General features: G+C 71.5%; 24 protein-coding genes and 1 pseudogene. 11 read left to right on the top strand and 14 right to left on the bottom strand.

What is annotated here, in order from left to right; translation table 11 throughout:
• Positions 1–95: 95 nt before the first annotated feature.
• The gene (locus tag C9F11_RS03865) at positions 96–485 is read left to right on the top strand and encodes a VOC family protein (RefSeq protein ID WP_138957921.1); all 390 of its coding nucleotides are present in this window, start codon (positions 96–98) and stop codon (positions 483–485) included.
• Positions 486–650: 165 nt separating this feature from the next.
• Positions 651–1,271, top strand: coding sequence for a hypothetical protein (locus C9F11_RS03860; RefSeq protein WP_138957920.1), 621 nt, complete (start codon positions 651–653; stop codon positions 1,269–1,271).
• On the opposite strand, the gene C9F11_RS03855 is transcribed toward C9F11_RS03860, so the two are convergent.
• A complete protein-coding gene (locus C9F11_RS03855) occupies positions 1,231–2,286 on the bottom strand; it encodes an AraC family transcriptional regulator (RefSeq protein WP_249401584.1) in 1,056 nt (351 codons plus the stop codon). The two genes, C9F11_RS03860 and C9F11_RS03855, sit on opposite strands and share 41 nt — an antisense overlap.
• Positions 2,287–2,608: 322 nt before the next feature.
• Here C9F11_RS03855 and C9F11_RS03850 point away from each other — a divergent pair, with 322 nt between their 5' ends.
• Positions 2,609–2,950, top strand: a complete 342-nt coding sequence (locus C9F11_RS03850) for an ANTAR domain-containing protein (protein ID WP_138957919.1) — start codon at positions 2,609–2,611, stop codon at positions 2,948–2,950.
• Between the two features lie 250 nt (positions 2,951–3,200).
• Here the strand turns inward: C9F11_RS03850 and C9F11_RS03845 are convergent.
• A pseudogene (locus C9F11_RS03845) lies at positions 3,201–3,659 on the bottom strand (SRPBCC family protein); the annotation flags it as partial.
• Positions 3,660–3,931: 272 nt separating this feature from the next.
• Positions 3,932–4,102 (bottom strand): hydrophobic protein, encoded by a 171-nt coding sequence (locus C9F11_RS03840; protein WP_138957917.1) that lies wholly within the window; start codon positions 4,100–4,102, stop codon positions 3,932–3,934.
• A 160-nt stretch (positions 4,103–4,262) separates the two neighbouring features.
• Here C9F11_RS03840 and C9F11_RS03835 point away from each other — a divergent pair, with 160 nt between their 5' ends.
• Positions 4,263–4,436 carry a CsbD family protein gene (locus tag C9F11_RS03835; protein ID WP_138957916.1) on the top strand — a complete coding sequence of 58 codons (174 nt, stop codon included), beginning with the start codon at positions 4,263–4,265 and terminating at the stop codon, positions 4,434–4,436.
• A 151-nt stretch (positions 4,437–4,587) separates the two neighbouring features.
• Here C9F11_RS03835 and C9F11_RS49900 read toward each other — a convergent pair whose 3' ends face one another.
• The gene (locus C9F11_RS49900) at positions 4,588–5,001 is read right to left on the bottom strand and encodes a DUF5133 domain-containing protein (RefSeq protein ID WP_346347222.1); all 414 of its coding nucleotides are present in this window, start codon (positions 4,999–5,001) and stop codon (positions 4,588–4,590) included.
• A 219-nt stretch (positions 5,002–5,220) separates the two neighbouring features.
• On the opposite strand from C9F11_RS49900, the gene C9F11_RS03825 reads away from it, so the two are divergent.
• Complete coding sequence (locus C9F11_RS03825; protein WP_138957915.1) at positions 5,221–5,781, top strand: DNA starvation/stationary phase protection protein; 561 nt, start codon at positions 5,221–5,223, stop codon at positions 5,779–5,781.
• Positions 5,782–5,812: 31 nt separating this feature from the next.
• A complete protein-coding gene (locus C9F11_RS03820) occupies positions 5,813–6,364 on the top strand; it encodes a type 1 glutamine amidotransferase domain-containing protein (protein WP_138957914.1) in 552 nt (183 codons plus the stop codon).
• Between the two features lie 17 nt (positions 6,365–6,381).
• On the opposite strand, the gene C9F11_RS03815 is transcribed toward C9F11_RS03820, so the two are convergent.
• Both C9F11_RS03815 and C9F11_RS03810 read right to left on the bottom strand, forming a co-directional pair.
• Entirely contained in the window at positions 6,382–7,131 is a 750-nt protein-coding gene (locus C9F11_RS03815) for a dienelactone hydrolase family protein (RefSeq protein WP_138957913.1), read from the bottom strand.
• Positions 7,132–7,433: 302 nt separating this feature from the next.
• Positions 7,434–8,237, bottom strand: a complete 804-nt coding sequence (locus C9F11_RS03810; RefSeq protein WP_138957912.1) for an SDR family oxidoreductase — start codon at positions 8,235–8,237, stop codon at positions 7,434–7,436.
• Between the two features lie 218 nt (positions 8,238–8,455).
• Here C9F11_RS03810 and C9F11_RS03805 point away from each other — a divergent pair, with 218 nt between their 5' ends.
• The 4 genes from C9F11_RS03805 to C9F11_RS03790 all read left to right on the top strand — a co-directional run bounded on the left by C9F11_RS03805 (position 8,456) and on the right by C9F11_RS03790 (position 13,222).
• On the top strand, positions 8,456–9,217 hold the full coding sequence (locus tag C9F11_RS03805) for a MerR family transcriptional regulator (protein WP_138957911.1): 762 nt from the start codon (positions 8,456–8,458) through the stop codon (positions 9,215–9,217).
• A gap of 114 nt (positions 9,218–9,331) precedes the next feature.
• The gene (locus C9F11_RS03800; protein WP_138957910.1) at positions 9,332–10,510 is read left to right on the top strand and encodes an acyl-CoA dehydrogenase family protein; all 1,179 of its coding nucleotides are present in this window, start codon (positions 9,332–9,334) and stop codon (positions 10,508–10,510) included.
• A gap of 407 nt (positions 10,511–10,917) precedes the next feature.
• The gene (locus C9F11_RS03795; protein ID WP_249401583.1) at positions 10,918–12,078 is read left to right on the top strand and encodes a S1 family peptidase; all 1,161 of its coding nucleotides are present in this window, start codon (positions 10,918–10,920) and stop codon (positions 12,076–12,078) included.
• 220 nt (positions 12,079–12,298) lie between these two features.
• Positions 12,299–13,222 carry an endo-beta-N-acetylglucosaminidase H gene (locus C9F11_RS03790; RefSeq protein ID WP_138957908.1) on the top strand — a complete coding sequence of 308 codons (924 nt, stop codon included), beginning with the start codon at positions 12,299–12,301 and terminating at the stop codon, positions 13,220–13,222.
• Between the two features lie 148 nt (positions 13,223–13,370).
• On the opposite strand, the gene C9F11_RS03785 is transcribed toward C9F11_RS03790, so the two are convergent.
• Positions 13,371–14,543 (bottom strand): serine hydrolase domain-containing protein, encoded by a 1,173-nt coding sequence (locus C9F11_RS03785; RefSeq protein ID WP_138957907.1) that lies wholly within the window; start codon positions 14,541–14,543, stop codon positions 13,371–13,373.
• Between the two features lie 170 nt (positions 14,544–14,713).
• On the bottom strand, positions 14,714–15,514 hold the full coding sequence (locus C9F11_RS03780) for an NAD(P)H-dependent oxidoreductase (RefSeq protein ID WP_138957906.1): 801 nt from the start codon (positions 15,512–15,514) through the stop codon (positions 14,714–14,716).
• A 98-nt stretch (positions 15,515–15,612) separates the two neighbouring features.
• Between C9F11_RS03780 and C9F11_RS03775 the strand changes: the two genes are divergently transcribed.
• Positions 15,613–16,521, top strand: coding sequence for a helix-turn-helix transcriptional regulator (locus C9F11_RS03775; RefSeq protein ID WP_138957905.1), 909 nt, complete (start codon positions 15,613–15,615; stop codon positions 16,519–16,521).
• On the opposite strand, the gene C9F11_RS03770 is transcribed toward C9F11_RS03775, so the two are convergent.
• From C9F11_RS03770 to C9F11_RS03745, 6 genes are all read right to left on the bottom strand, one after another.
• Positions 16,497–17,741 (bottom strand): styrene monooxygenase/indole monooxygenase family protein, encoded by a 1,245-nt coding sequence (locus tag C9F11_RS03770; RefSeq protein ID WP_138957904.1) that lies wholly within the window; start codon positions 17,739–17,741, stop codon positions 16,497–16,499. The genes C9F11_RS03775 and C9F11_RS03770 overlap by 25 nt on opposite strands.
• Before the next feature lie 142 nt (positions 17,742–17,883).
• Positions 17,884–18,450: a DUF4291 domain-containing protein gene (locus C9F11_RS03765; protein WP_138957903.1), complete on the bottom strand. Its 567-nt coding sequence runs from the start codon at positions 18,448–18,450 to the stop codon at positions 17,884–17,886.
• 80 nt (positions 18,451–18,530) lie between these two features.
• Positions 18,531–19,136, bottom strand: coding sequence for a nitroreductase (locus tag C9F11_RS03760; RefSeq protein WP_138957902.1), 606 nt, complete (start codon positions 19,134–19,136; stop codon positions 18,531–18,533).
• Between the two features lie 76 nt (positions 19,137–19,212).
• Positions 19,213–20,289: a Glu/Leu/Phe/Val dehydrogenase dimerization domain-containing protein gene (locus tag C9F11_RS03755; RefSeq protein ID WP_138957901.1), complete on the bottom strand. Its 1,077-nt coding sequence runs from the start codon at positions 20,287–20,289 to the stop codon at positions 19,213–19,215.
• Positions 20,290–20,373: 84 nt separating this feature from the next.
• Positions 20,374–21,168, bottom strand: coding sequence for a hypothetical protein (locus C9F11_RS03750; protein WP_138957900.1), 795 nt, complete (start codon positions 21,166–21,168; stop codon positions 20,374–20,376).
• 75 nt (positions 21,169–21,243) lie between these two features.
• Positions 21,244–21,981 carry a Phenylacetic acid catabolic protein gene (locus C9F11_RS03745; protein WP_138957899.1) on the bottom strand — a complete coding sequence of 246 codons (738 nt, stop codon included), beginning with the start codon at positions 21,979–21,981 and terminating at the stop codon, positions 21,244–21,246.
• Positions 21,982–22,068 lie beyond the last annotated feature (87 nt).

Genomic DNA, 22,068 nt, shown 5'->3' with positions numbered 1-22,068 from the left:
CCCGGTTCCCGGCGAGATCCTGCGGGGACCGGGCGCACCGGTCCCGTCGTACGACCACCACCGGCGCCCGGCGCCCCGAACCAGCGGAGACCACCATGCGCGTGATCGCCCTCGACCACATCGTCCTGAACGTCACCGACATCGAGCGGTCGTTGGCCTTCTACACGGGCCCGCTGGGGCTCGAACCGGTGCGCGTGGAGGAGTGGCGCGCCGGCAAGGTCTCCTTCCCCTCCGTGCGGGTGAGCCCCACGACCATCATCGACCTCTTCAAGGGACCCGAAGGGGAGTCGCGCGGGGCCAACGTCGACCACATCTGCCTGGCGGTCGAGCCGCTCGACTGGCAGGAGGTCATCGACTCCGGCGTCTTCACCGTGGTGGACGGCCCCGGCAAGCGCTTCGGCGCCCGGGGCACCGGCCTCTCCCTGTACGTGAAGGACCCCGACGGCAACACCGTGGAGCTGCGCTACTACGAGCAGGACGCCTGAGCACCCTGCGGACCTGCCCTCCGGCACGCCCGAACTCCTGTTTCCGTCCGGTGACATACGCGACGAGGCTGTGACGATCAGCCGTGCAACGTCCCGCGGTCCTGGCGGGTCGAACGGGGTGAAAGTGCCGATCGGCACGGAAACAGCCGGAGTTGGGGGAGACAGATGAGCATGCGTACCCGAGGTGCCCTGGCCGCGATGACGGTCGGCCTGTGCGTGGCCGCCACGGCCGCCGCCGTGGCGGCACCCGCCGCGGCGGCCCCGTCCGGCGGTGGGGAGCCGCGCTTCCTCAGCGCCGGTGAACTGCCGCCGCACCCCTCGTCGCCGTGGCACGCCGGGCGGGTGACCGCGGGCCAGCCCGAGGCCCTGCCGGTGTGCGCGGGCGAGGCGCTGCCGTCGACGTCGGTGCACCGCACCTTCTGGACCGACCTCGACACCAACGCCGTCCAGGTGACCGTGGTGGAGCGGAGCACCCAGCGGGCCAAGGACTTCGCCGGGCTCCTGCGCAAGAAGCTCGACGACTGCGCCGCGCGCCTGGAGCGGGAGCACCCGGACGTCAAGGCGAAGCAGAAGTACTACGGCAAGCTGGACGTCGAGGAGGGCGTCCACGTCTACGGCCTGCACACCGCCTGGAACTCGGGGGCCTCGGACGCCAACCTCTTCGCGGTGGGCCGTGACGGGCGCACGGTGACGCTCGTCCGCTGGGGTCAGCTCGGTGACCTGTCGCACGCGCCGGTCAGCGGCTTCAAGACCACCGCCAAGAAGGCCGTGAACAAGCTCTACTGACCCCTGCCTCCGCGGCCCCCCTCGGCGATCGCCGAGGGGGGCCGCCGTGCGTGGTGCCCTCAGGTGTGCAGGGTGCGGGAGGGACTGGTGCCGTACACCGACCGGTACAGCGCGGCGAAGCGGCCCGGGTGCGGGAACCCCAGCGGGCGGCGATGCCTCCGACGGTGGCGCCGCTCTGCGGCGAGGCGTTCAGCAGGTCGCGGTGCGCGTGCGCGAGGCGGGCCCGGCGGAGATACGTGAGCGGGGTGGTGTCCAGGTGACGGCGGAAGGCGTACTGGAGGGTGCGGATCGTCACATGGGCGGCGGCGGCGACGTCGGCGACCGTGAGGGGCTGGTCCGCGTGGTCGTCGATGTAGGCGACGGCACGCCTCAGCGTGGTGGAGTGCGCGTCCGTGCGGTCCTGGGCGGTGGGGTCGGTGCTCGCGGTGTTGGGGAAGGCCGCCAGGACGCTCGCGGCCAGGAGTTGCTGGCCGGCCGCGACGACCAGGGGCTGCGCCGCGACGGCCGGGTCGGCCAGGACGTCGTCGCGCAGATGAACGATGGTCTTCTTGAGGTAGGCGGCCGCGGCGGCGGACGAGGGTCTGTGCCCGGTCAGCCGCACGGGCTCGCCCAGCGGCCTTCCCGCGGTGGCCGCGACCTGGTCGAGCAGGCCGGGGTCGAGCATCGTGATGTTGTAGCGGGCACCGCAGATGCGCCCTGCGTACGGCAGGTCCGGGGGCGCGAACAGCACGACGTCTCCGGGGCCGAAGTCGTCCCGGACGCCGTGGAAGGCGTGGTCGCGGACGGTGCCTTCGTGGACGACGCACAGACAGATCCTGCCCAGCGGGGTCACGGAGTAGGACATGTCGAAGTTCAGGTCCAGCTCGTCCACGCTGACCGACGCGGTGCTGTCGCGGTGGATGCGCGCGTGGCTCGCCTCGGGCGTTCCGCTGCCGATGCGCATCCTGGCGTAGGCGCGGCAGAGGAAGTCCTCCGTCACCTCCAGGTCGTCGCTCTCGAACGTCTGCGAACTCACGGCGTCACCTCCGGGGTGGGGGAGCGGGCGCGGCCGGGCCGCCGTGCTCCCTGTCGGTTGCCGCCCGTCGCCTGTCGTCCGCCGCCCGTCGCCTGTCGTCCGCCGGCCACGCTCGGGCGGGAAGGGCACGCCGTGGAGAACGGGGCTGCTCGAAGGACGGTACGTGCCGCGCGGGGGTGCCTGGGGCGGCACCCCGACCGGCATTGCGCTTTCTGGACAGGCAGAGCGGCAAGTGTTCGCTGTGCGCGCCTTCACCGGCGCCGATCGCGGGCAGGCGTGACAGTGACCGTCATGGCCGTCTCACCAGGGAGTTCCGCTCACGATGCCAGAAGACGAAGAACGCGCGGGCAGGGTCGCCGCTCTCCAGGAGGAGATCGCGCAGCTCCAGCGTGCGGTCGACTCGCACGCGGTCGTCGACCAGGCCATCGGCGTCGTGATGGCCTGGAGCGGAGTGCGACCGGAAACCGCGTGGGACATACTGCGGGACGTCTCCCAGAACACCAACACCAAGCTGCGGGAGATCGCGGAACACGTCGTGCGCTGGCCGCGCGGCGGGCGGCTCCCGGAGCAGGTGCGCGTGGCGATGGGGGCGGCGGTCGGACGCCGGGTGCCGACGGGCGGGCGCGTCCGGCCGCGGGAGAGGAACACGTGCGCCCTGCGCTGAAGGCCTTGCGCCGAGCAGTGACGGGGTGGGCCCGGGCAGGCACCGCCACGCGCGGCGGTGCCTGCCCGTTCTCGCGGGGGTCCGTCGGACACAACGGCTCGGGCCGTCGTATCAGATCGGATCAGAGAGGCATGCCGGGGCCGGGGCCGGGGCCAGCGCCGGGGCCGGGGCCAGGCCCGGGGACGGGGCCAGGTCCGGTGCCAGGGGCGGGGCCAGGACCGGGGACGGGGCCGGGTCCGGCAATGGGGCCGGGGTCGCCCGGCCGGATGCGGCCGCGCCAGGCGCCGCTCTCCCCAGAGCGCTCGACGTGGTCCTTGAACCGGTGCAGATCGCCCTTCACCCGTCGTTCGATCATGCCCAGCGCGTCCGCGCCCTTCTCCGCGACACCGGTCGGCTCGACGTCCATGACCAGTTCCACGCGGGTCCGCGTCGCGTCGAGCTGACGGAAGCGCACGGATCCCTGCTGCTGGGTGTCACCGCCGATGGTCCGCCAGGTGATCCGGTCGTCCGGCATCTGGTCGACGATCTCCGTGTCGAACTCGCGCCGTACGCCGCCGATGCTCGTGGTCCAGTGGTTGTGTACGTCGTCGATCTGCCGGACCTCGTCGACGCCTTCCATGAACTTCGGGAACTCCTCGAACTGCGTCCAGTGGCCGTACGCGGTGCTGAGCGGGACCTGTACGTCCACTGTTTCCTTGATCGTGCTCACACTGTCCTCCTCTGTACGTCTCCTCGGTGAATCCACGGACGCTGCCAGTGAATCCACGGACGTTGTCGGCGACTTCGGCCCGGCCGGTCTTCGCCGAGCGCTGACCAATTCAACGGCCTTGGGTCATAGGTCGTATGTCATATGCGGTGCCCTATACGGGCGCGGAAACGGATGTAGGCCCATGGCCTATCCCCGACGGACGGCATGCGGAGGCCGTCGCGGCGGCCCGGACACCCCGTCGCGAGGCGGCCGGGCCCGTGCTCCGACCGCCGTCACCAGCGGTACCAGCGGCTCCTGCGTCCACCCGTGCCCGCGGGGCGGACGATGAAACCGAGCACCCACGCCAGCAGTACGAGGGCGGCGAGCAGCCAGAGGAATTTCACGGCGAATCCCGCACCGAACAACACGACGGCGATAAGAAGAACAAGCAACAAAGGCACCATGGTCCGTCACCTCCAGTGCTGCGAGTTCCCGCGATCCCCGGCATGACACAGGTCTGCTCGGGCCATTCTCGACGCGTCCGCCATGACGCACGCGTTTAGGGAGAGCAAGCCCGGTTAGGCGCCTGGACGTACCTGTTGTCGATATTCAGGAGTGAGCACTGTGGCTGGCGACGAGAAGGCCAAGGGAAAGGTCGAGCAGGCCAAGGGCAAGCTGAAGGAAGCGGCGGGCCGGGCCGTGGGCAACGAGCGTCTGACGGCGGAGGGGCGCGCCGAGCAGGGCAAGGGTGACCTGCGGCAGGCGAAGGAGAAGGCGAAGGACGCCTTCCGCCGGTGAGGCTCTGACACCGCCGGTGAGGCCCCGACTCCGCGGTGCGGACCGAGGGCGCGCGGCTCCGGCGGGGCGCCGCGAACACGCCTCCCGTCGCCCGCACGCCCCCGCCGCCCGCACGCCTCCCGCCGCGCCTACGCCCCCCCGCCCGGACGGCTCAGACGGCCAGCGACACATCGCCCGGGCTGTCGTCCGCCGGGCCGGAAGCGGGCTCGGCGGACGGAAGCGACTCGGGGGCGGCGGAGGGCCGGGGGAGCGGGAACTCGTCCGCCCGGGAGCCCGGCCGCGCACCGGGCACCCCCGGCGCCCCGGCCCGGGGGGATGCCGGACGGGCCTGCTTTACCCCGGCCCGAGGCGATCCGGCACCCGGCCGCCCCGACCTCGCTCCGGCCTCCGCGAGCAGCGCGTCAGCGACGCGGAGCGCGTCGTCGACCCGGGTCACCCCGGTCAGCACGCACAGCGTGTAGCTCACGTCCTCCAGGGCACGCCGGGCCGCCTCGGTCGGTGGCGCCGCGATGCGCAGGTCGGCATAACGGGCGAGCATGACTCTCAGTGTCTTGGGATCCGGCATCAACACGGTGTCCACCCCTTCTTCCCCTACGTTCTGCGCCTGCCTCGCGGGCATCGCTTATATGGCCTTTGAGTCATTTCACACGTTATGTGTCACTGGTCGGGGGAAGGCGTGCCAGAGGAGGACGACGACCCGGTCGTCCCCAGTACCCGTATTCCGGTATCGATGCCACGGCCCGCGCCGGAGGCGTCGGTGCCCGACCCCTGTGAGGAGCGCACCATGGCTCGTACGACCACTCCGCGCTACACCGTCCCCGGCATCAGCGTCGAGGACGGCGGCAAGCTCATCGCGGCGCTCTCCATGCGTCTGCACGCCCTGAACGATCTGCACCTCACGCTCAAGCACGTGCACTGGAACGTCGTCGGCCCGCACTTCATCGCGGTGCACGAGATGCTGGACCCGCAGGTCGACCGCGTCCGTGCCATGGCCGACGACGTCGCCGAGCGGATCTCCGCCCTCGGGGGCGTGCCGCACGGCACTCCCGGCGCCCTGGTGGCCGAGCGCACCTGGGACGACTACAGCATCGGCCGGGCGGACGCGATCGCCCATCTGGGTGCGCTCGACCTCGTGTACACCGGCGTGATCGAGGCCTATCGCGCCGCCATCGACGAGGTCGGCAAGCTCGATCCGGCCACCGAGGACATCCTGATCGAGCAGGTGCGGGACCTGGACCAGTTCCAGTGGTTCGTCCGGGCCCACCTGGAGAGCGCCCAGGGCACCCTCGCCACCGGCGGGAAGTCCACCGAACGCGAGGCCGCCGAAGCGGCCCGGAACAGCTGACCGCATCAGCACCACCACGAGAGGAGCCGCCATGCGTGTCGCCTTTCTCACCGCGCCCGAAGGCGTGGAGCAGATCGAACTGACCGAGCCGTGGGGGGCCGTCGAGGCCGTCGGGGCCGAGCCCGTCCTGCTGTCGACCGAGCCGGGCCGCGTCCAGGGGTTCGACCACCTGGACAAGGCCGACTCCTTCCCGGTCGACCAGGTCGTGGCCGAGGCGTCCGCCGCCGACTTCGAGGCCCTGGTCCTGCCCGGCGGCGTCGCCAACCCCGACGCCCTGCGCCTGGACGACAAGGCGGTGGCGTTCGTCAAGGACTTCTTCACCGCGGGGAAGCCGGTCGCGGCTATCTGTCACGCCCCGTGGACGCTCATCGAGGCCGATGTGGTGCGCGGCCGCACCCTCACCTCCTGGCCCAGCCTGCGCACCGACATCCGCAACGCGGGCGGCGAGTGGGTGGACCAGGAGGTGCAGGTGTGCACCGCGGGTGACAACGTCCTGGTCACCAGCCGTAAGCCGGACGACCTCCCGGCCTTCTGCCGTGCCCTGACCGATGCCCTGGGCAAGACCGACGGCACGGCGGGGTGAGCACCGTCCGCGGAGCCTCAGCCGTTGGTCAGGGTGCGGTCGAGGAGGGGCAGCAGACGGTCCCAGTGACGGCGTAGCGCGGCAGGGTCGAAGGCGTCGGTGTCGGACATGGTGAAGCCGTGGACGGTGCCGGGGTAGATCTCGGAGGTGTGGTCGACCCCCGCGGCGTCCAAGGCCCGGTTGAGTTCGCCGAGGGCCTCGGGCGTCATGTCGCCTTCGGCGTGGCCGAGGTGCACGCGGGCGGTCAGCGCGGCGAAGCCGTCGGGCCCGTCGGCGCCCGCGGGGCAGTGGAATCCGGCGACGGCGGCCACCCGGCCGGGATGGGCGACGGCGGTGCGCAGCGCCAGCAGGCCTCCGATGCAGTAGCCGGTCACCGCGACCGGTCCGGCGGCGACCTCGGGCCGGGTGGTGAGGAAGCGGAGGTACGCGTCGGCGTCACGCACAGTACGTTCGGCGGTGTGCGCCTCGATCAGGGGCATCAGCTGGGCGAAGACCGCGGGCCGGGCCTCTTCTCCGATGTACGCGGGCAGTTCGATCACCGGTGCCGGGCCGTGCCGGTAGAGGAAGTTGGGGACGAGTACGTAGTACCCGTGTCGGGCCAGTTCGCGGGCCATCTCCCGCAGTACGGGCCGGATGCCGAAGCCGTCCGGGTACATCAGCACCCCCGGGTGCCGCCCACCACCGTCGGGGAAGGCGGCGAAGGCGTCGGCCCGGCCGTCGGCGGTGGGGATGTGCAGCGTCTCGGTGTGCAGCGTCTTGGTGGGCATGAGTTCTCCTGTCGTGGTTGACGTGTCGAGCTGAGATCAACACGACAGGAGGCGGAGCCCGTGCGGCGGCGCCGGGCCCTCGTTCCCGCAGCGGGCCAACACCGGCCCGTACGGCGCTCAGAGGAGCGCCGGGTCACCAATCCGTGTGTGGCGCGGAGCCGTCCCGGTAGTCATCACGGCCTAACGTAACCCACTGAACAGGGCCGATGCCAGGGGCGAGCCGGGCAGAAGCCGCAGCCGGTGCCGCGGCCCCTCGCGGCACGGGCGCGACGCCCGGGTGCGGCAGGGGCCCGCGCCAGCCCCTATGCGATGCCGCCGTTGCTCATCAGCAGTTGACCGTTGATCCACTGACCCTCCCTGGAGCACAGGAAGTCCACGAGGTGCGCGGTGTCCCGCGGGGTGCCCAACCGGCCGAGCGGGGTGCTGCGGACGCACTCGTCCCGGACCTCCTCGGGCATCCACCCGGTGTCGACCGGCCCGGGGTTGATCGCGTTGGCGGTCACACCGAGGTGGGCGAGTTCGTGGGCGGCGGCCAGGGTGATCCGGTCCATGGCTCCCTTGCTGGCCCCGTAGGGCAGGTTGCCGACGGTGTGATCACTGGTGAGGCTGACGATCCGGCCGGTTCCCCGTTCCGCGGCGAAGCGGCGTCCGAACTCGCGGATGAGCAGCCAGGTGGCACGCGCGTTGACGGCGAAGTGCCGGTCGAAACTCTCGACGGTGGTGTCGAGCAGTCCGGAGTCGACGGATTCGCAGTGGCTCATGACCAGCGCGGTGACGCCGCCCAACTGCCGCTCGACTTCGTCGAAGACGCGCGCCGGGGCATCCGGGTCGGCGAGATCGGCCTCGACCGCGGTGGTGGACGCGCCGTGTTCGGCCAGCGACCGGCTGATCGCCTCGGTCGCGCCGGACTCCCTGCCCCAGCTCATGCGGTCGTCGTAAGGGGTCCAGTAGGTGAAGGCGATGTCCCAGCCCGACGCGGCAAGCCGACGGGCGATGCCCGCGCCGATCCCGACGGTGCGGCCCACCCCGGTGATCAGGGCGAGCGGCCGGTCGGCCGACGAGCCTTCTCCGTGGGGCGTCAGGTCCTGATCGATATGCGTCGTCACGGTCCGGAATGGTTCACGAATGAAAACCCGGCGTCAATCGGTTTCCCACGACACGGTGGTGCCGGGCCTCATCGTGATCACCGTCCCGGCGGTCGCCGGATCGGCGCACGAACCGGCAGCCCGAGAGCCGGACTTGAAGCTGCCGCAGCGGCAGCCTCTACCGTCCTGAGCAGGGCCGGAGATTCCGGCCCGGTGAAGCACGAGTGAGGGAGGCGGCGATGGCCTGGCCGATCGCGGAGGTCGCCCGGATGTCGGGCGTGACGGCCCGGACCCTGCGGCACTACGACGAGATCGGACTGCTGCCACCGGCCTGGATCGGGTCCAACGGCCACCGCTACTACGAGGAGCGCCAACTGCTGCGGCTGCAACAGGTCCTCGTGCTGCGGGCGCTGGGCCTCGGCCTGCCGGAGATCGGCCGGATCCTGGCCGCGCAGGTCGACGAGGTGGAGGCCCTGCGGGGCCACCACCGTCGGCTGCTCGCCGAACGCGACCGCCTGAACGCCCTGGCCGGCACCGTCGCCCACACGATCACCGAACTGGAGCAGTCCAGGAAGGACGGCACAGACATGATCAGCATCATCCGTCCGGAGAACCTGTTCGAGGGCATCCGGTCCACCCAGTGCATGAAGGCCCTGGACGGCTCTGCGGAGCTGGCCGGGGCCGTCGAACGGCACAACTCGGCGTTGAGCGAGGCCGAGCTCAAGGCCGACGAGCGCGAGCGCACGGCGCAGATGCTCCGCCTGGCCGAGCTGCTGGCCGCGGGCCTCCCGGCCGACGCCGAAGCGGTGCAGGCCGAGATCGACACCCAGTACCGGACGCTGGCCCGGATCAGGGCGGCCACCGCTGAGGAGTACCGAGCGATCGGACGCACCTGCGTGGAGAACGAGCACTGGTACGCGTGGTACGAGGCGATCGCCCCGGGCCTGGCCGCCTACCAGCGGGCCGCCATCGAGGCGTACGCCGCCACGCGGCTGCGCTGAGCCCGGAGGGGGGCCGCCGCGACGGGGGTGCGGCGGCCCTGCCGGGGAACCCCCGCGCGGTGCGGGAGACGCGCGTGGGACGATCTGGATTCGGGCCACGAGGAGAGGGGTGTCATGGCGGGCGAGGGGCAGCTGCATGTCAGTGCGGAACTGGCGGGGGTGCTGGAGCGGATCGACGCGCTCGGCGGGACGCTCGACGAACGGGCCGACACCGCCGACGAGTTGGGGAGGCTGCCGGAGGACACGGCGCGGGCGCTCCTCGCCACCGGGATCGTACGGGCCGAACTCCCGCTGAGCCTGGGCGGATACGAGTTCGCGCCGCGGCAGCTGATCGAGGTGGCGGAGCGGGCGAGCTACCACGACGCCGCGGCCGGGTGGACCATGTTCGCGCTGCAGATGATGACCGGCACCACCGCGGCGTACCTCGCCGGGGACGCGGCGGCCGACCTGTTCCCCGACGTGCCGAACGGGAAGTACGCGCTGCTCTCCGGGCACGGCACCCGCCCCGGCCGGGCCGTCCCCGTGGCGGGCGGCTACCGGGTCAGCGGCCAGTGGCAGTTCGCCTCCGGGATGGCGCACGCCACGCACGTCCACAGCGCGATCCTGGTCGAGGGCACCGGCGAGCTGCGGGTCCTCACGATGCCGAAGTCGCAGGTGACCCTGGACGGCAACTGGGACGTGCTCGGCCTTCGCGCGACCCACAGCGTCGACTACCACTGCGACGACGTGTTCGTACCGCACGAGTACACCTACGTCGCCACCACGGACACCCCCGTCAACGGCGGCGCCCTCTACCGCCTCGGCCTGGTCAACATGTCGGCCATCGGGCACACGGGCTGGGCCCTCGGCGTCGGCCGGCGGCTCCTGGACGAGCTGAAGCGGGTCGCCGCGGCGCGGACCGGTTCGCGGGGCGCCGCGGTCGACACCTCCCAGTTCCACGCCGAGTACGCGACGGCGGAGGCAAGCCTCCGGGCGGCCCGGGCCTGGGTGCACGACGTCTGGCGGGACGTCGAAGAGACCCTGGACCGGGGCGGGGTGGCGAGCACGGAGCAGGACACCCTGATCCGTCTCGTCCTGAACCACACGACCTCGACCGCGTACGAGGTGGGCCGCACCGTGCACCGCTGGGCCGGCTCCGCGGCGATCCGCCGCGGCCCGGTCGACCGCTTCCTGCGCGACCTCGGGACGGGCACGCAGCACATCACGTCGAGCCCGGTCGTGCTCCAGAACTGCGGCAAGTGGCTGAGCGGAGCCCGGCCGGACGCCCGGTGGAGCTTCCTCGACCTGACGTGACCTCACCTGACCGGCCGGGGCCGACGAGCGGCCTCCGGCCACCTGGGGCCGGTCCCGGCAGGACGCCCCGGGTCTCGCCGGGCCGGGGTGACGCCGCACGAACACCGGGTGGGGCCGCGCGCGTTGACCGCCCGTGCAAGCGCTGTTGACCGATCGTTGACCAGTGGTCCCTAGCGTCGCCTCGCCATCAGTCGTGTCGAAGCGAAACGAGGGATCTCGTGCGTCGAATCACTGCCGCCTCTGTCGTCCTGCTCACGTTAACGGCGGGTACTGCGCTCGCTTCCCCGGCCTCGGCCGGGCCCGCCGGGAGCGACCGGCCCGCGGAGAGAGCCAGTACCCGCCCGAGCGTCGCCGGGGTCGACAACCCCGGCCCCGCCTTCTGGGCCCGGCAGAAGGCGGTCGGCGACGTGGCCGACGCGATTGTCGCCACCTCGCGGACGCTGCCGAAGCAGGGCGGCTACGGCGGTCTGGTCACCGCCCCGGAGAAGTCCCGTATCACCGTGTACTGGAAGGGCCGGGTCCCGGCGGCGGTGCGCCGGGCCGCGGGCAGCGACGGACGTGTGAAGGTGAGCGTGGAGCGAGCGCCCTACACCCAGCGCCAGCTCCGCACCGCCCGGGACCGCGTCTTCGCCCAGCGCGAGCGCCTCCCCGAGAAGCTCACCTCCGTCGGCCCCAGCGCGGACGGCAAGGGGCTGCTCATCGGTGTCGCCCAGGCGGACCGCGGGACCGCCCTGTCCGGCCGGGAGACCGCCTCGCTCACCCGCAGCGTCGCGGACATCACCGGCGGCATCGCCCTCACCCGCGTACGGACCGAGAATCCGCAGGCCGCGACCGGGAAGTCCCCGAAGGGGGCCGTGCGTGCCGCGGGGCGGGTCGGGGAGCAGGCGTTCGGCGGTGCCCGGTGGGTCTACCCGGGGCCGGACGGTCGGTACAACTGCTCCACGGGGTTCGCCGTCCGGTACCCGGCGAACACGGCACGGCTGATGACGAGCGCCGCGCACTGCGGCGGTCAGAACGTCAAGGCGTACAGCCCGGAGTTCCCCGACAGCAGGCCGTTCGGCTGGATAGGGCAGCGGGACACGGAACGGGACGTCAACCTCCTCTACCCGGAACAGTCGTCCAACCCGGGCTTCTTCCAGTCCCGCATGTGGTGGGGCCCCTGGGCGTACGGCGGTGGCGATCAGCAGACGTGGCCGGTCAAGGGCCTGCACCAGAACCACGTGGGTCAGAAGGTGTGCTCCTCCGGAGCGGCTTCGGGGAACATCTGCGACATCACGATCGACGCCACCGAACAGACCGTCGTCACCAACTCCGGAACGATCTACCGCACCATCAAGGTCAGCAAGCCCGCCGGTCAGCCGATCTGGGGTCCGGGTGACAGCGGCGGCCCCATCTCCCAGCCCAACGGCTCCGACGTCTACGCCAACGGCATCGTCTCGTCCTCCGACAAGGCCGCCTTCCCCGCCAGCTGCCAAGGCGACACGGACCGCAACTGCGCCTCCGTCGGCTGGTACGCCCCCCTCGACATCTACCTCGAAAAGCACGGCCTGGAGCTGGTGACCGAGTAGGCCCGTCCACCACGGCGGGGCCGACGGCATGGCCAGCAGGCTCCCGTCCTGCGGCCCCCTGGTCCGCGTGTGTTGATCTGTGGCGTGAGATGCGTGGGAGTCGTGAAGAGATTGCGTGCGAATCTTGGGATTCGGTCACCAGCGCGGAAAACTCGGAGCGCTCACTCGGCGCTTTCGAACAGGTCGGGCGCCGACCCATGCGATGGGAGACAGATCAACGATGTTCACTCTGGTACGGAGCAGAGTGCGGGTGGCCGCGCTCGCGCTCTCGGCAGTCGCGGCCCTCGCCTTCGGTGCGACCACCTCGACCGGCGCGGCGGCGGCCCCCGCTCCGGCTCCGGCGAAACAGGGGCCGACCTCGGTGGCGTACGTCGAGGTGAACGACAACAGCATGCTGAACGTCGGCAAGTACACCCTCGCCAAGGGCGGCGCCAACGTCTTCGACGTCGCCGTGATCTTCGCGGCGAACATCAACTACGACACCGGCAAGAAGGCGGCGTATCTGCACTTCAACGAGAACGTGCAGCGCGTCCTCGACAACGCCGCCACGCAGATACGGCCGTTGCAGCAGAAGGGCATCAAGGTCGTCCTCTCGGTGCTCGGCAACCACCAGGGCGCGGGCTTCGCCAACTTCCCGAACCAGCAGGCGGCTTCGGCGTTCGCCAAGCAGCTGTCGGACACCGTCACCAAGTACGGGCTCGACGGCATCGACTTCGACGACGAGTACGCCGAGTACGGCAACAACGGCACCGGCCAGCCCAACGCCAGTTCGTTCGTGCACCTGGTGACGGCGCTGCGCGCGAACATGCCGAACAAGATCATCAGCCTCTACAACATCGGCCCGTCCGCCTCGCGCCTGTCCTACGGCGGCGTCAACGTCTCGTCCAAGTTCGACTACGCCTGGAACCCGTACTACGGCTCCTGGCAGGTCCCCGGCATCGCCCTGCCCAAGGCGAAGCTCTCGCCCGCGGCCGTCGAGATCGGCCGGACCTCGCAGAGCACGTCCGCCGCGCTCGCCCGCCGCACGGTCAGCGAGGGCTACGGCGTCTATCTGACGTACAACCTCAACGGCACCGACCGCAGCGCCGAGGTCTCCGCGTTCACCAGGGAGCTGTACGGCAGTGACGCCGTCTACACGCCGTAGGGCGACCACGCGCCCCGGCCTGTGGTGCCTCCTCGGGGCACGCCGCTACCCGTAGGCCGCGATCGTGCGCGCCGCGCCTTCGACAACGATGTCAGAGGCGCGGCGCGCCCGAGGCCGGACGCTCCACCGCGGTCCGGCCCCGGGTGCCTCAGCGTGACGTGCCGCAGAACTCCGCGTCGACGATCTTCGGCATCTGTGACGTGTCCCAGTCCCCGTTGAAGTTGTAGGCGAGCTGATGGCCGCCGTCCTCCGTGGAGACGACCATGGAGAGCCAGCCGATCATGCCGCCGCCGTGGCCCCAGAGCGTGGTGCCGCAGCTCGTCCTGAGGCGGGAGATGCCGAGCCCGTACCTCGTGTACGACGATCCGGGGGTGGCGACGGTGGTCTTCATCTCCTTCAGCTGCTTCGGCGGCAGGAGCTTGCCGCGCAGCAGGGCGCGGTAGAACCGGTTCAGGTCGCCCGCGGTGGAGATGATGTCGCCGTCGGCCCAGCCCTGCGAGCCGTTCATCTCGGTGATGTCGTCGATCCGGTCGGGCGCCGCCCGGAACAGCTTGGAGTAGCCGCGACTGCTGGGCCGGGGAAGGCGGATGCTGTTGCCGGGGTTGGAGGTGTCCTTGAGGCCCAGCGGCTCGATGATGCGGTCGCGGACCTCGTCCTCGTACGTCCTGCCGGTGGTCTTCTCGATGATCAGCCCGGCCAGGACGTAGTTGGTGTTGGAGTACGCGTGCTTGGCGCCGGGTTCGAACAGAGGCTTGTGGGAGAGCGCGACGCGCACGTGCTTCTTGGGCGGCAGGGTGTCGTAGCGATGGGTGAGGTAGCCGTCGCCCTCCATGTACGTCCTGCTGTACTCGGGGTCGGCCAGATAGTCGAACAGGCCGCTGGTGTGGTTGAGCAGCTGCCGGACGCTGATCCTGCGGCCGTCGTTGCCGTTGCCGCGCACGAGGCCCGGCAGGTGGCGCTCGACGGTGTCGTCGAGGCTGAGCTTCCCCTCGGACTCCAGCTGGAGCAGGACGGTCGCCACGAACGCCTTGGTGATGCTGCCGGCGCGGAACTTGTCGTGCTTGCCGCGCGGCTTGCCCGACGTCAGATCGCCGACGCCCGACGCCGCCTTCCAGATGCCACGGCCGTCACGCGCCTGGGCCGTGACGCCGGGGATGCCCGCGCGCACGGCCGCGTCCATCGCGCGCTGCGTGGCCTTGTGCCCGGCCCCCGGACCCGGTGCGTCCGGTCTCGCCTGGGCGGGTGCCACGAAGGCGGTGGCCGCCAGCGCGGCCGCCACGACTCCCACCCCACCGGCCTTCGTGCTCTTCCGTAACGCCATCACGTACTCCTCACGGTCGGCTGCGCACGTCCGTACTCCTGCGGCCCGGGAGGCGCCTCGGGAGTGTCGCTCCCCGGGGTGCGCGAGGGCCGCTCGTGTACCGAGACCGTGGACAGGGCCCGAGGGGTTGAGAGGAATCCGGTGAACAGTCCGGTGTGCGGGCCTTCGGGCTACCGGCCGACGCGCGGGCGGACGTGCAGGTCGAGCCCGCTCGTCCCCGGCGCCTCCACACCGTCCAGGAGCCGCATGTCGTGGTCGTAGTCGCCGCCCACAAGGGTGCGGAACGGGACCGGCTCGTCCGTGAACAGCCCGTCGAGGCGCCGCCCGTACGCCTCGCGCGCCGCGGCGAACTGCTCCTCGGTCATGGCGTTCGAGCCGTACACCGCGAACGGGTCGAGCGGCTGGACCCCGGTGAACCAGAACAGGCCGTGCTGCAGCGGGTGCAGGACGTCGTCGAGGCGGCCGTGGATGCCCCGGTCGGAGAACGAGGTCTCCCTGGCCCCGGCCGTCACCGACAGCAGGGCGCGCCGACCCGCGAGCGGGCCCTCGCTGTAGGGCGGCGCCACCTCGGGGCCGTAGGCGAACCCGGCGGTGAACACCCGGTCGATCCAGCCCTTCAGGATCGCGGGCGCCGAGAACCACCACACCGGGAACTGGAGGATCACCGCGTCCGACCACAGCAGCTTCTCCTGCTCGGCCGCGACGTCCGCGGACAGGTGGCCCGCGAGCGTGGCCCGCTCGGAGGCGTCCATGACGTGGAGGCGCTCGTCCGGGCCGTGCTCCGGGAAGTCGTCGGCGTCGACGGTCGCCTTCCACTTCATCGCGTACAGGTCGGACACCCGCACCTCGTGGCCCGCGGCCCGCAGGTGCTCGACCGCGAAGGACGAGAGCGAGGCGTTGAGGGACCGGGCGTCCGGGTGGGCGCTGACGACGAGGATCTTCTTGGACCGCTGCGGGGTGATCGTGTTCATGCCTCTACGTTCGTACGGACCGCCGCGGGCAGCCAGCACCCTGTTCAACCAGTGGATCGCCGATCCTGGTACTGGCAGGGCCACGCATACTGGAGCGCATGAACGGCGTGAACCACATCGAGCGCGTGAACGGCACCGGCACCGGGGGCGGCCCGGCGGAGCGCATCGGCGACCCCGGGCGGGCCCTCGGCGGCTTCCTGCGCGCCCGGCGGGGGCGCGTCGCGCCGGAGCACGTCGGGCTCACCGGCGGTCGGCGCCGCCGCGTGCAGGGCCTGCGCCGCGAGGAACTGGCCCAGCTCGCGGGCATCAGTGTGGACTACTACGTCCGCCTCGAACAGGGCCGGGCCACCCAGCCGTCCCCCGAGGTCCTCGACGCGCTCGCCCGCGCCCTCGGGCTCGACGCGGCCGAGCGCACCCACCTCGTCACCCTGGCCGACGCCCGGCGCGGCCCCGTGCCCAGCGTCCGGGCCAGCCCGCTGCTGCGCGGGATGCTCGACTCCCTGGCGCGCTTCCCGGCCTTCGCGACGGACCCCCGCCTGGACGTGGTCGCGTGGAACGCGCTGGGCGCCGAACTCCTCGGCGGCCTCGCCGAGCCCGGCCGCCGCGATCCCAACAACGCCCGGTTCCTCTTCTTCGACCCCGCGTCCCGGGACGTCTTCCCCGACTGGGAGCCACGGGCCGCGGAAGCCGTGGGCCAGCTGCGCGTCGCCGCCGGGCGCTACCCCGACGACGCGGAGCTCGCCGCCCTCATCGCCGAACTGACCGCGCGGAGCGACGACTTCGCGCGCATCTGGGACAGCGGCGAGGTCGTCATGTGCGAAGCGGGCCGCAAGCGGCTGCGGCACCCGGTGGCCGGGCTGCTCACACTGGACTTCGAGCCGCTGCACGTCCAGGCCGCTCCCGAGGTCACGGGCATGGTGGTGCACGTGTTCAGCGCGGGGGAGGACAGCGAGGCAGCGGACGGCCTGGCCCGCCTCGGCGCCTATGTGTCGAGCCGGGCCAGATAGGCCTCCGCTCCGGCCGGGTCCATCAGCCAGTCGCGGTAAGTGAGCGGATCGGCATAGCCGTTGGCGAAGCGGTGGGCGGTCTCCGCGTGGTCGAAGGCGGCCCCGATGGCCCGTCCCACGTGCTCGGGCTGGGGATCGCGCAGCATCATGTCGGTGAAGGCGTGCGTGTGCCGGGCGGTCTCCCAGTACGCGGCGAACGTCTCCCGCATCCAGTCCTCGTCGAACGGCCGCCCGCCCCGCTCCACGATGGCCGCGAGGTAACGGGACGCCGCCCGCGCCGCGTTGTTGGACCCCTGCCCGGTGATGGGGTCGTGCACGGCGATGACGTCCGCCATGCCGAGGACGCACAGGCCACCGTCGAGGCGCGCCACCGGGTGGCGGACCACCGGGGTGACCGCGCCGTACAGGGCGGCACCCGGGTCGGTGAGCTCCGCCGTGCGGAAGCGCTCGTACTCCCAGGGCGCGTACGTCCGCAGCAGGCCGAGCGCCCGCCGCAGCCCGTCGGCGGGCTCGGGCCGGTCGCTCCAGCAGTCGTAGGCCCCGCCCCACCGGCCCTCGAACAGCAGGATGTCGCAGGGCCCGCCGACCGTGAGCGCCCGCAGCATGATCACGTCACCGGTCGGCGGCACCCCTGTGTTGCGTACGTACGCGGCCGCCGGGTCGGCGTCCTCGTGGGCGCCGCCGTGCACGTAGAAGCAGGCGAGGGAGCGCTGCGGGCGGTCGAAGACGGACCGGGCGTCGTCGCGGCCGAAGAGCGCCGACAGGTCGCCGCGGCCGGTGGCGAGCACGGTCAGCTCGTGCGCCGCGGCGAGCGCGGCCACCTCGGCGGGGCCGACCGCGCGGTACTCGACGCGTCCGCCGCGCTCCTCGAACAGCTCCAGCCAGGCCGCGAGTTTCACCCGCTGGTCCACCGAGCGCACCTCGTCGTCGAAGGCCGCGGTGAACCGCCGCACCGGAGCGTCCGGCTCGCCTTGTGGATCCCAGTTGCTCAGCTCGAAGCCCGGCATCACCGGCGCGGTGTCGTCCCAGAACGCGAGGCCCGCCGCCCGCTCGATCGCCAGCGTGGGCCCGAACATGAGCTGGGTCGAGGTGACCCGCCCGCCGCGCACCTCGTCCGGCCGCCGCTCGGCGACGAGCGTGACGTCGTACCCGGCCCCGAGGAGCCCGAGGCCGAGCTGGAGCCCGGCCTGCCCCGCTCCCACGATCGCGATCCTGCGCACCTGTTCCTCCTGCCCTCGGGCCTGATCGGCCCGACACGGCTCAGTCGTACCCGTGGCAGTATCCGCGAAAGCCCGTAGTGACGCGGTGCGCCGTGGGGGAGTGTCTGCGCCGGCTGGGAGCGCGCAGCGCACCGCCAGGGCCTCACCTGCGGGGGCAGAGGCGGTCTTCCAAGGCGCGGGGGAGGGGGTAGACGCGCTCCGCCGGGAACAGTCGTGGGGCCTTGGCGGCGTGGCCGTTCTGGATGAGGGCGGCCGCCTTGCGGACCTGTGGGGTGAGGTCGGTGAGGCTGACGATCCAGTCGTCGGTGAACGTACGGATCAGATGGCGGCCGATGCCGACCTGGATGCTGTAGTGGTTCAGCGCCGCCCCGCGCGGCGAGCGCTCCGGGTCCCACTGGACGTGCACGGCCGCCTGTGCCACGGCCGCCGGATCCGAGGTCGTCAGGACGGCCCGGGACAGCGCCTCCTCCCAGCCCTCACGGCTCACGCGTACCGCGAGGACGCGCTCCTGACCGGACTTGCGGGCCCAGTTGCTGCGGTGCATCAACCACAGGAACGAGGGCTTGATCCACGTCATCCGGTGGAACGAGAACGGCGCGACGAAGCGGCCCGCCCGCAGCGCCGCGTCGGCGATGGCGGGCGAGTACGCCTGATAGAGCACGATCGTGCGCGCGTCGTAGTCAGCACGAATCCGGTAAAGGGATGACATGTGCCGCACCCTGTCATCCGCTCCGGCGGCGCGGCGAGTCAATTTCCCCCGCGCGGGGGCCGGATGGGCAGGCGCCCCGGCTACGGGACGGGGCTGGTGATCCCCTCCGCGAGGCGGGCCCCCGCCGGCGCGGGCCGCGGCGGGGTGAACAGGGAGACCCGGTGCCCGACCGGGACCGGAGCGCGGGGGGCGGAGCGGCGGGTGGGGTCCGGGGTGCCCACGTAGAGCCAGCCGATGATGCGTTCGTGCGGGGCCAGGTCGAGGAGCAGGCGGGGTCCCGTGGAGTCGACCGAGGGGCCGGTGCGCCACATGCTGCCGAAGCCGCGGTCGTGGAGCAGCAGCATCAGCGAGTTGACCATGGCGCTGCTCGCGGCCAGCTGCTCCCAGTCCGGTACGCGGTGGTTGCGCTGCGGGACGAGGACCAGGGTGGCGAGGAGCGGGGCGCGCAGCGGCTTGCGCGCCTCGCGCTGGACGGCCTCCGCGTCGGTGGCGCCGGACGCGAAGGCCGCGCCGAGCGCCGCCCGGCTCTCGCCGCGCACGAGGATCCACCGCCAGGGGCGGAGGTGGCCGTGATCCGGCGCGGTCGCGGCCCAGCCGAGCAGATCGACGAACTCCTCGTCGCTCGGGGCGGGGTCGATCAGCCGGTGCTGGCTGCGGCGCGTGCGTATCGCGGCTTCCAACTCCATCAGCGGTCGCTCCTCATGGTGGTCGGGCGTCCTTTCGTCGGGGGCAGGGCCTCGGTCCGTACCGGCGGGCGGTGGCTCAGGCGCAGCGCGGCGGCAGCCAGAACGACCGCACCGTCCGCACCGCCGCGAGGCGGTCCCTGGCCATGCTGATCGCCGCGGCGGCGGTGCTGATCCGCAGGTGCCGGGACCGGTTGAAGATCTCGCCGAGGCGTTCCGGGATGAGCTCGGCGCGCTGCCTGACCCGGTCCATGTCGTGGCCCGCGGGGTGCAGTTCGTCGACCACCTGGATCAGGCCGAGCGCGTTGATGACGAAGTCCGGCGCGTAGAGGATGCCGCGTGCCGCGAGCCGGTCCGCGACCGTCGGCGCGGTGAGCTGGTTGTTGGCCCCGCCCGCGACGACCCGGCAGCGGAGCCGGTCCACGAGGTCGGCGTCGATGACGTTGCCGATGGCGTTCGGGCTGAGGACGTCCACGTCGAGCAGGTAGAGCTTCTCCCGGCTGACGACCTCCGCCCCGCACGCCCGGGCCACCTGCTCGGCCTTCTCCTGGTCGATGTCGGCCACCGTGAGCCGCGCGCCCCCTTCCGCGAGGAGCGTCGCGAGCCGGGCGCCCACCTTGCCGACGCCGTCGATGGCGACGTGCCGGCCCTCCAGGCTCCCGTCGCCGTCGAGGTGCCGCAGACACGCGCGGATGCCGAGGCTCACGCCGTACGCGGTCATCGCCCCCGATTCACCGGAGCCGCCCTCCTCGGCGTCGAGGCCGCGGATCCACTGGGACTCCTTGCGCATGACCCGGAGGTCGGCGGTGGTGATGCCCATGTCGCAGGCGGCGATGAATCGGCCGGAAAGACTCTCGACGGCCTGCCCGAAGGCGCGGAGCAGCGGCTCGGACTTCTCCACGCCGGAGCCGCCGAAGATGACCGCCTTGCCACCCCCGATGTCGAGTCCCGCGCACGCCGCTTTGTACGTCATGGCCCGGGAGAGGCGCAGCGCGTCGCTGATCGCCTGGTCGTCGTCGCGGTAGGGAAGAAAACGGACGCCGCCGAGCGCGGGGCCCAACAGCGTCGAATGAATGGCGATGACGCACCGGAGCCCGCCGGGGCCGGTGCTGAAAAGCACTTGCTCGTGGCCGTCGATTTCGTCGAAAACACTCATGACCCACCCCAGAATTCCGTCCGGTGACGGCCGGACCGGCGGCCCCGCCGTCAGGCGTGAACCGCCGGCCCGTCCGGCAGTGAACTATTCGGTCGGCTGAAGTCCGGACGAGAGCAGTGCCGCGTCCAGGACGTCCCACAACGCGCAGAGCGATTCCAGGAAGTCCTCCACGCCCTGGGCGATCTGGTCGCTGTTCGAGGCGTCCATGACGGACGAGACGGCCTGGATCACATTCGCCTCGTGCTGCTGCTCGGCACCCGCGTCGCCCCAGTGCTCCGCCATGTAGTGCATTTCCGGCTCTTCGAGGTCGGTCTTGTAATGACCGGAGTCGATGAGGGCGCGCTTCTCGCCGGGGATCAGGGACTGGTTGGAGATGATCTCAAGGGCGAGGGCCGTGCCCAGGTTGCGGACGGTGGTGTCCGTGTCGGAGGAGAAGCGGCGCTTGAACACCTCGATGGCGGCCGTGGCCTGAGCCGTCAGACCGGTCTCGCGGTCGTAGCCGGGCAGCCCGGCGAGCAGCCGGTCCGACGACGTCTTGAGCCACGCCTCGACCCGCTCGGTGTCGTACACGTCGTCGAAGACGGGCGAACCGGTGCGGTTGACGATGTGGCCCGCCATCGTCGCGAGTTCGGGGCCGTGGCCCGACTCGCTGTCGACGATCTCCTCGATGAGGACGGCCTGCTCGTCCCAGCCGATGCCCCGCAGGGCGGTGGGGAAGTCGCCGCCGGGGCGGGTGGAGGCGCAGAACGACTGCACCTGGTGGAAGAGGGCGCCCGAGACCTCGGCCGTCGGGGGCCGTGCGGCCCAGTGGTCGTAGAGGGGGTGGTCGAAGACGCGGTGCGTCTTGATCCGGTCGATCAGCGTGTCGGTCGTCGTCATCGATTCCTACTCCGGTGAGGTGGGTGGGGCCCGGGGGGAAGCGCGGATGCGCCGGGGAGGGCGGGCCGACGCCGCTCAGGCGTACTGCAGCTGGGAGGGGTCGATCTTGGGCACGGAGAAGCCGATCTTCTCGATGTGCTGGGCGATCGCGGCCTTGTAGAGCTCGCGCAGCTCGCCGTTGTCGTGCTTGCGCAGACCCCACTTGACGGCGAGGCGGCCGCGCCGGGAGTCGGGCCGCCCGAACATGTCGAGCGCCATCGGGTAGAACTTGTCCAGCGCCTTCTGCGCCCGGTCACGGGACTGCCCGCCCGTGTCGTACGCCTCCTGCATCAGGCGCTTGCCGTAGCCGAAGTGCCGGGCCTCCTCCTTGAGGATCGCGTCGGCCTCGACGCGCAGCGGCCCGTAGGTGCTCGTGGTCATTTCCTTGATCTGGAAGTGCCCTTCGAGCTCGCAGAGGAAGCTGAACGCGGCGCGCTCCTCCCAGACGGTGACCTGGGTGGTCATGCTCTCGGCCGGGAAATAGCGCCGGTCCGCCACGGCCTGGTTCACCATGTGCGAGGTGTCGATGCCGAGCGGCGTGAGCAGCTTGGCGAAGCGGCGGAAATGGTCCACCTCTTCCATGCCGAACTTGAGGCACACATAGCGCTCGTCGGCATTGGGTGCGAGCGGGTAGAACGAATCGACGTAGGTGTCGCCTGCACTCAGCTCGCCCTCGCCATTGGCGAGCATCTGATGTGTCAGTACCTCGTGGTATTCCTCGGGGAGTTCACCGACACTCTCCAGGTTTACAGTCTCCGAAAAGACGTCTCCCATACGAATCTCCTCCGGGTAGCCGAGAAATGGAGACTATCCGGCCGACTCGCGAGGTCGACAGGCCACGTTGGGGCCATATCACTGGGG

Source organism: Streptomyces sp. YIM 121038 (assembly GCF_006088715.1).
In the GTDB taxonomy this organism is placed as follows: domain Bacteria; phylum Actinomycetota; class Actinomycetes; order Streptomycetales; family Streptomycetaceae; genus Streptomyces.
The sequence above is the reverse complement of the archived record's forward strand: the minus strand, read 5'-3'. Positions and strand labels throughout refer to the sequence as shown.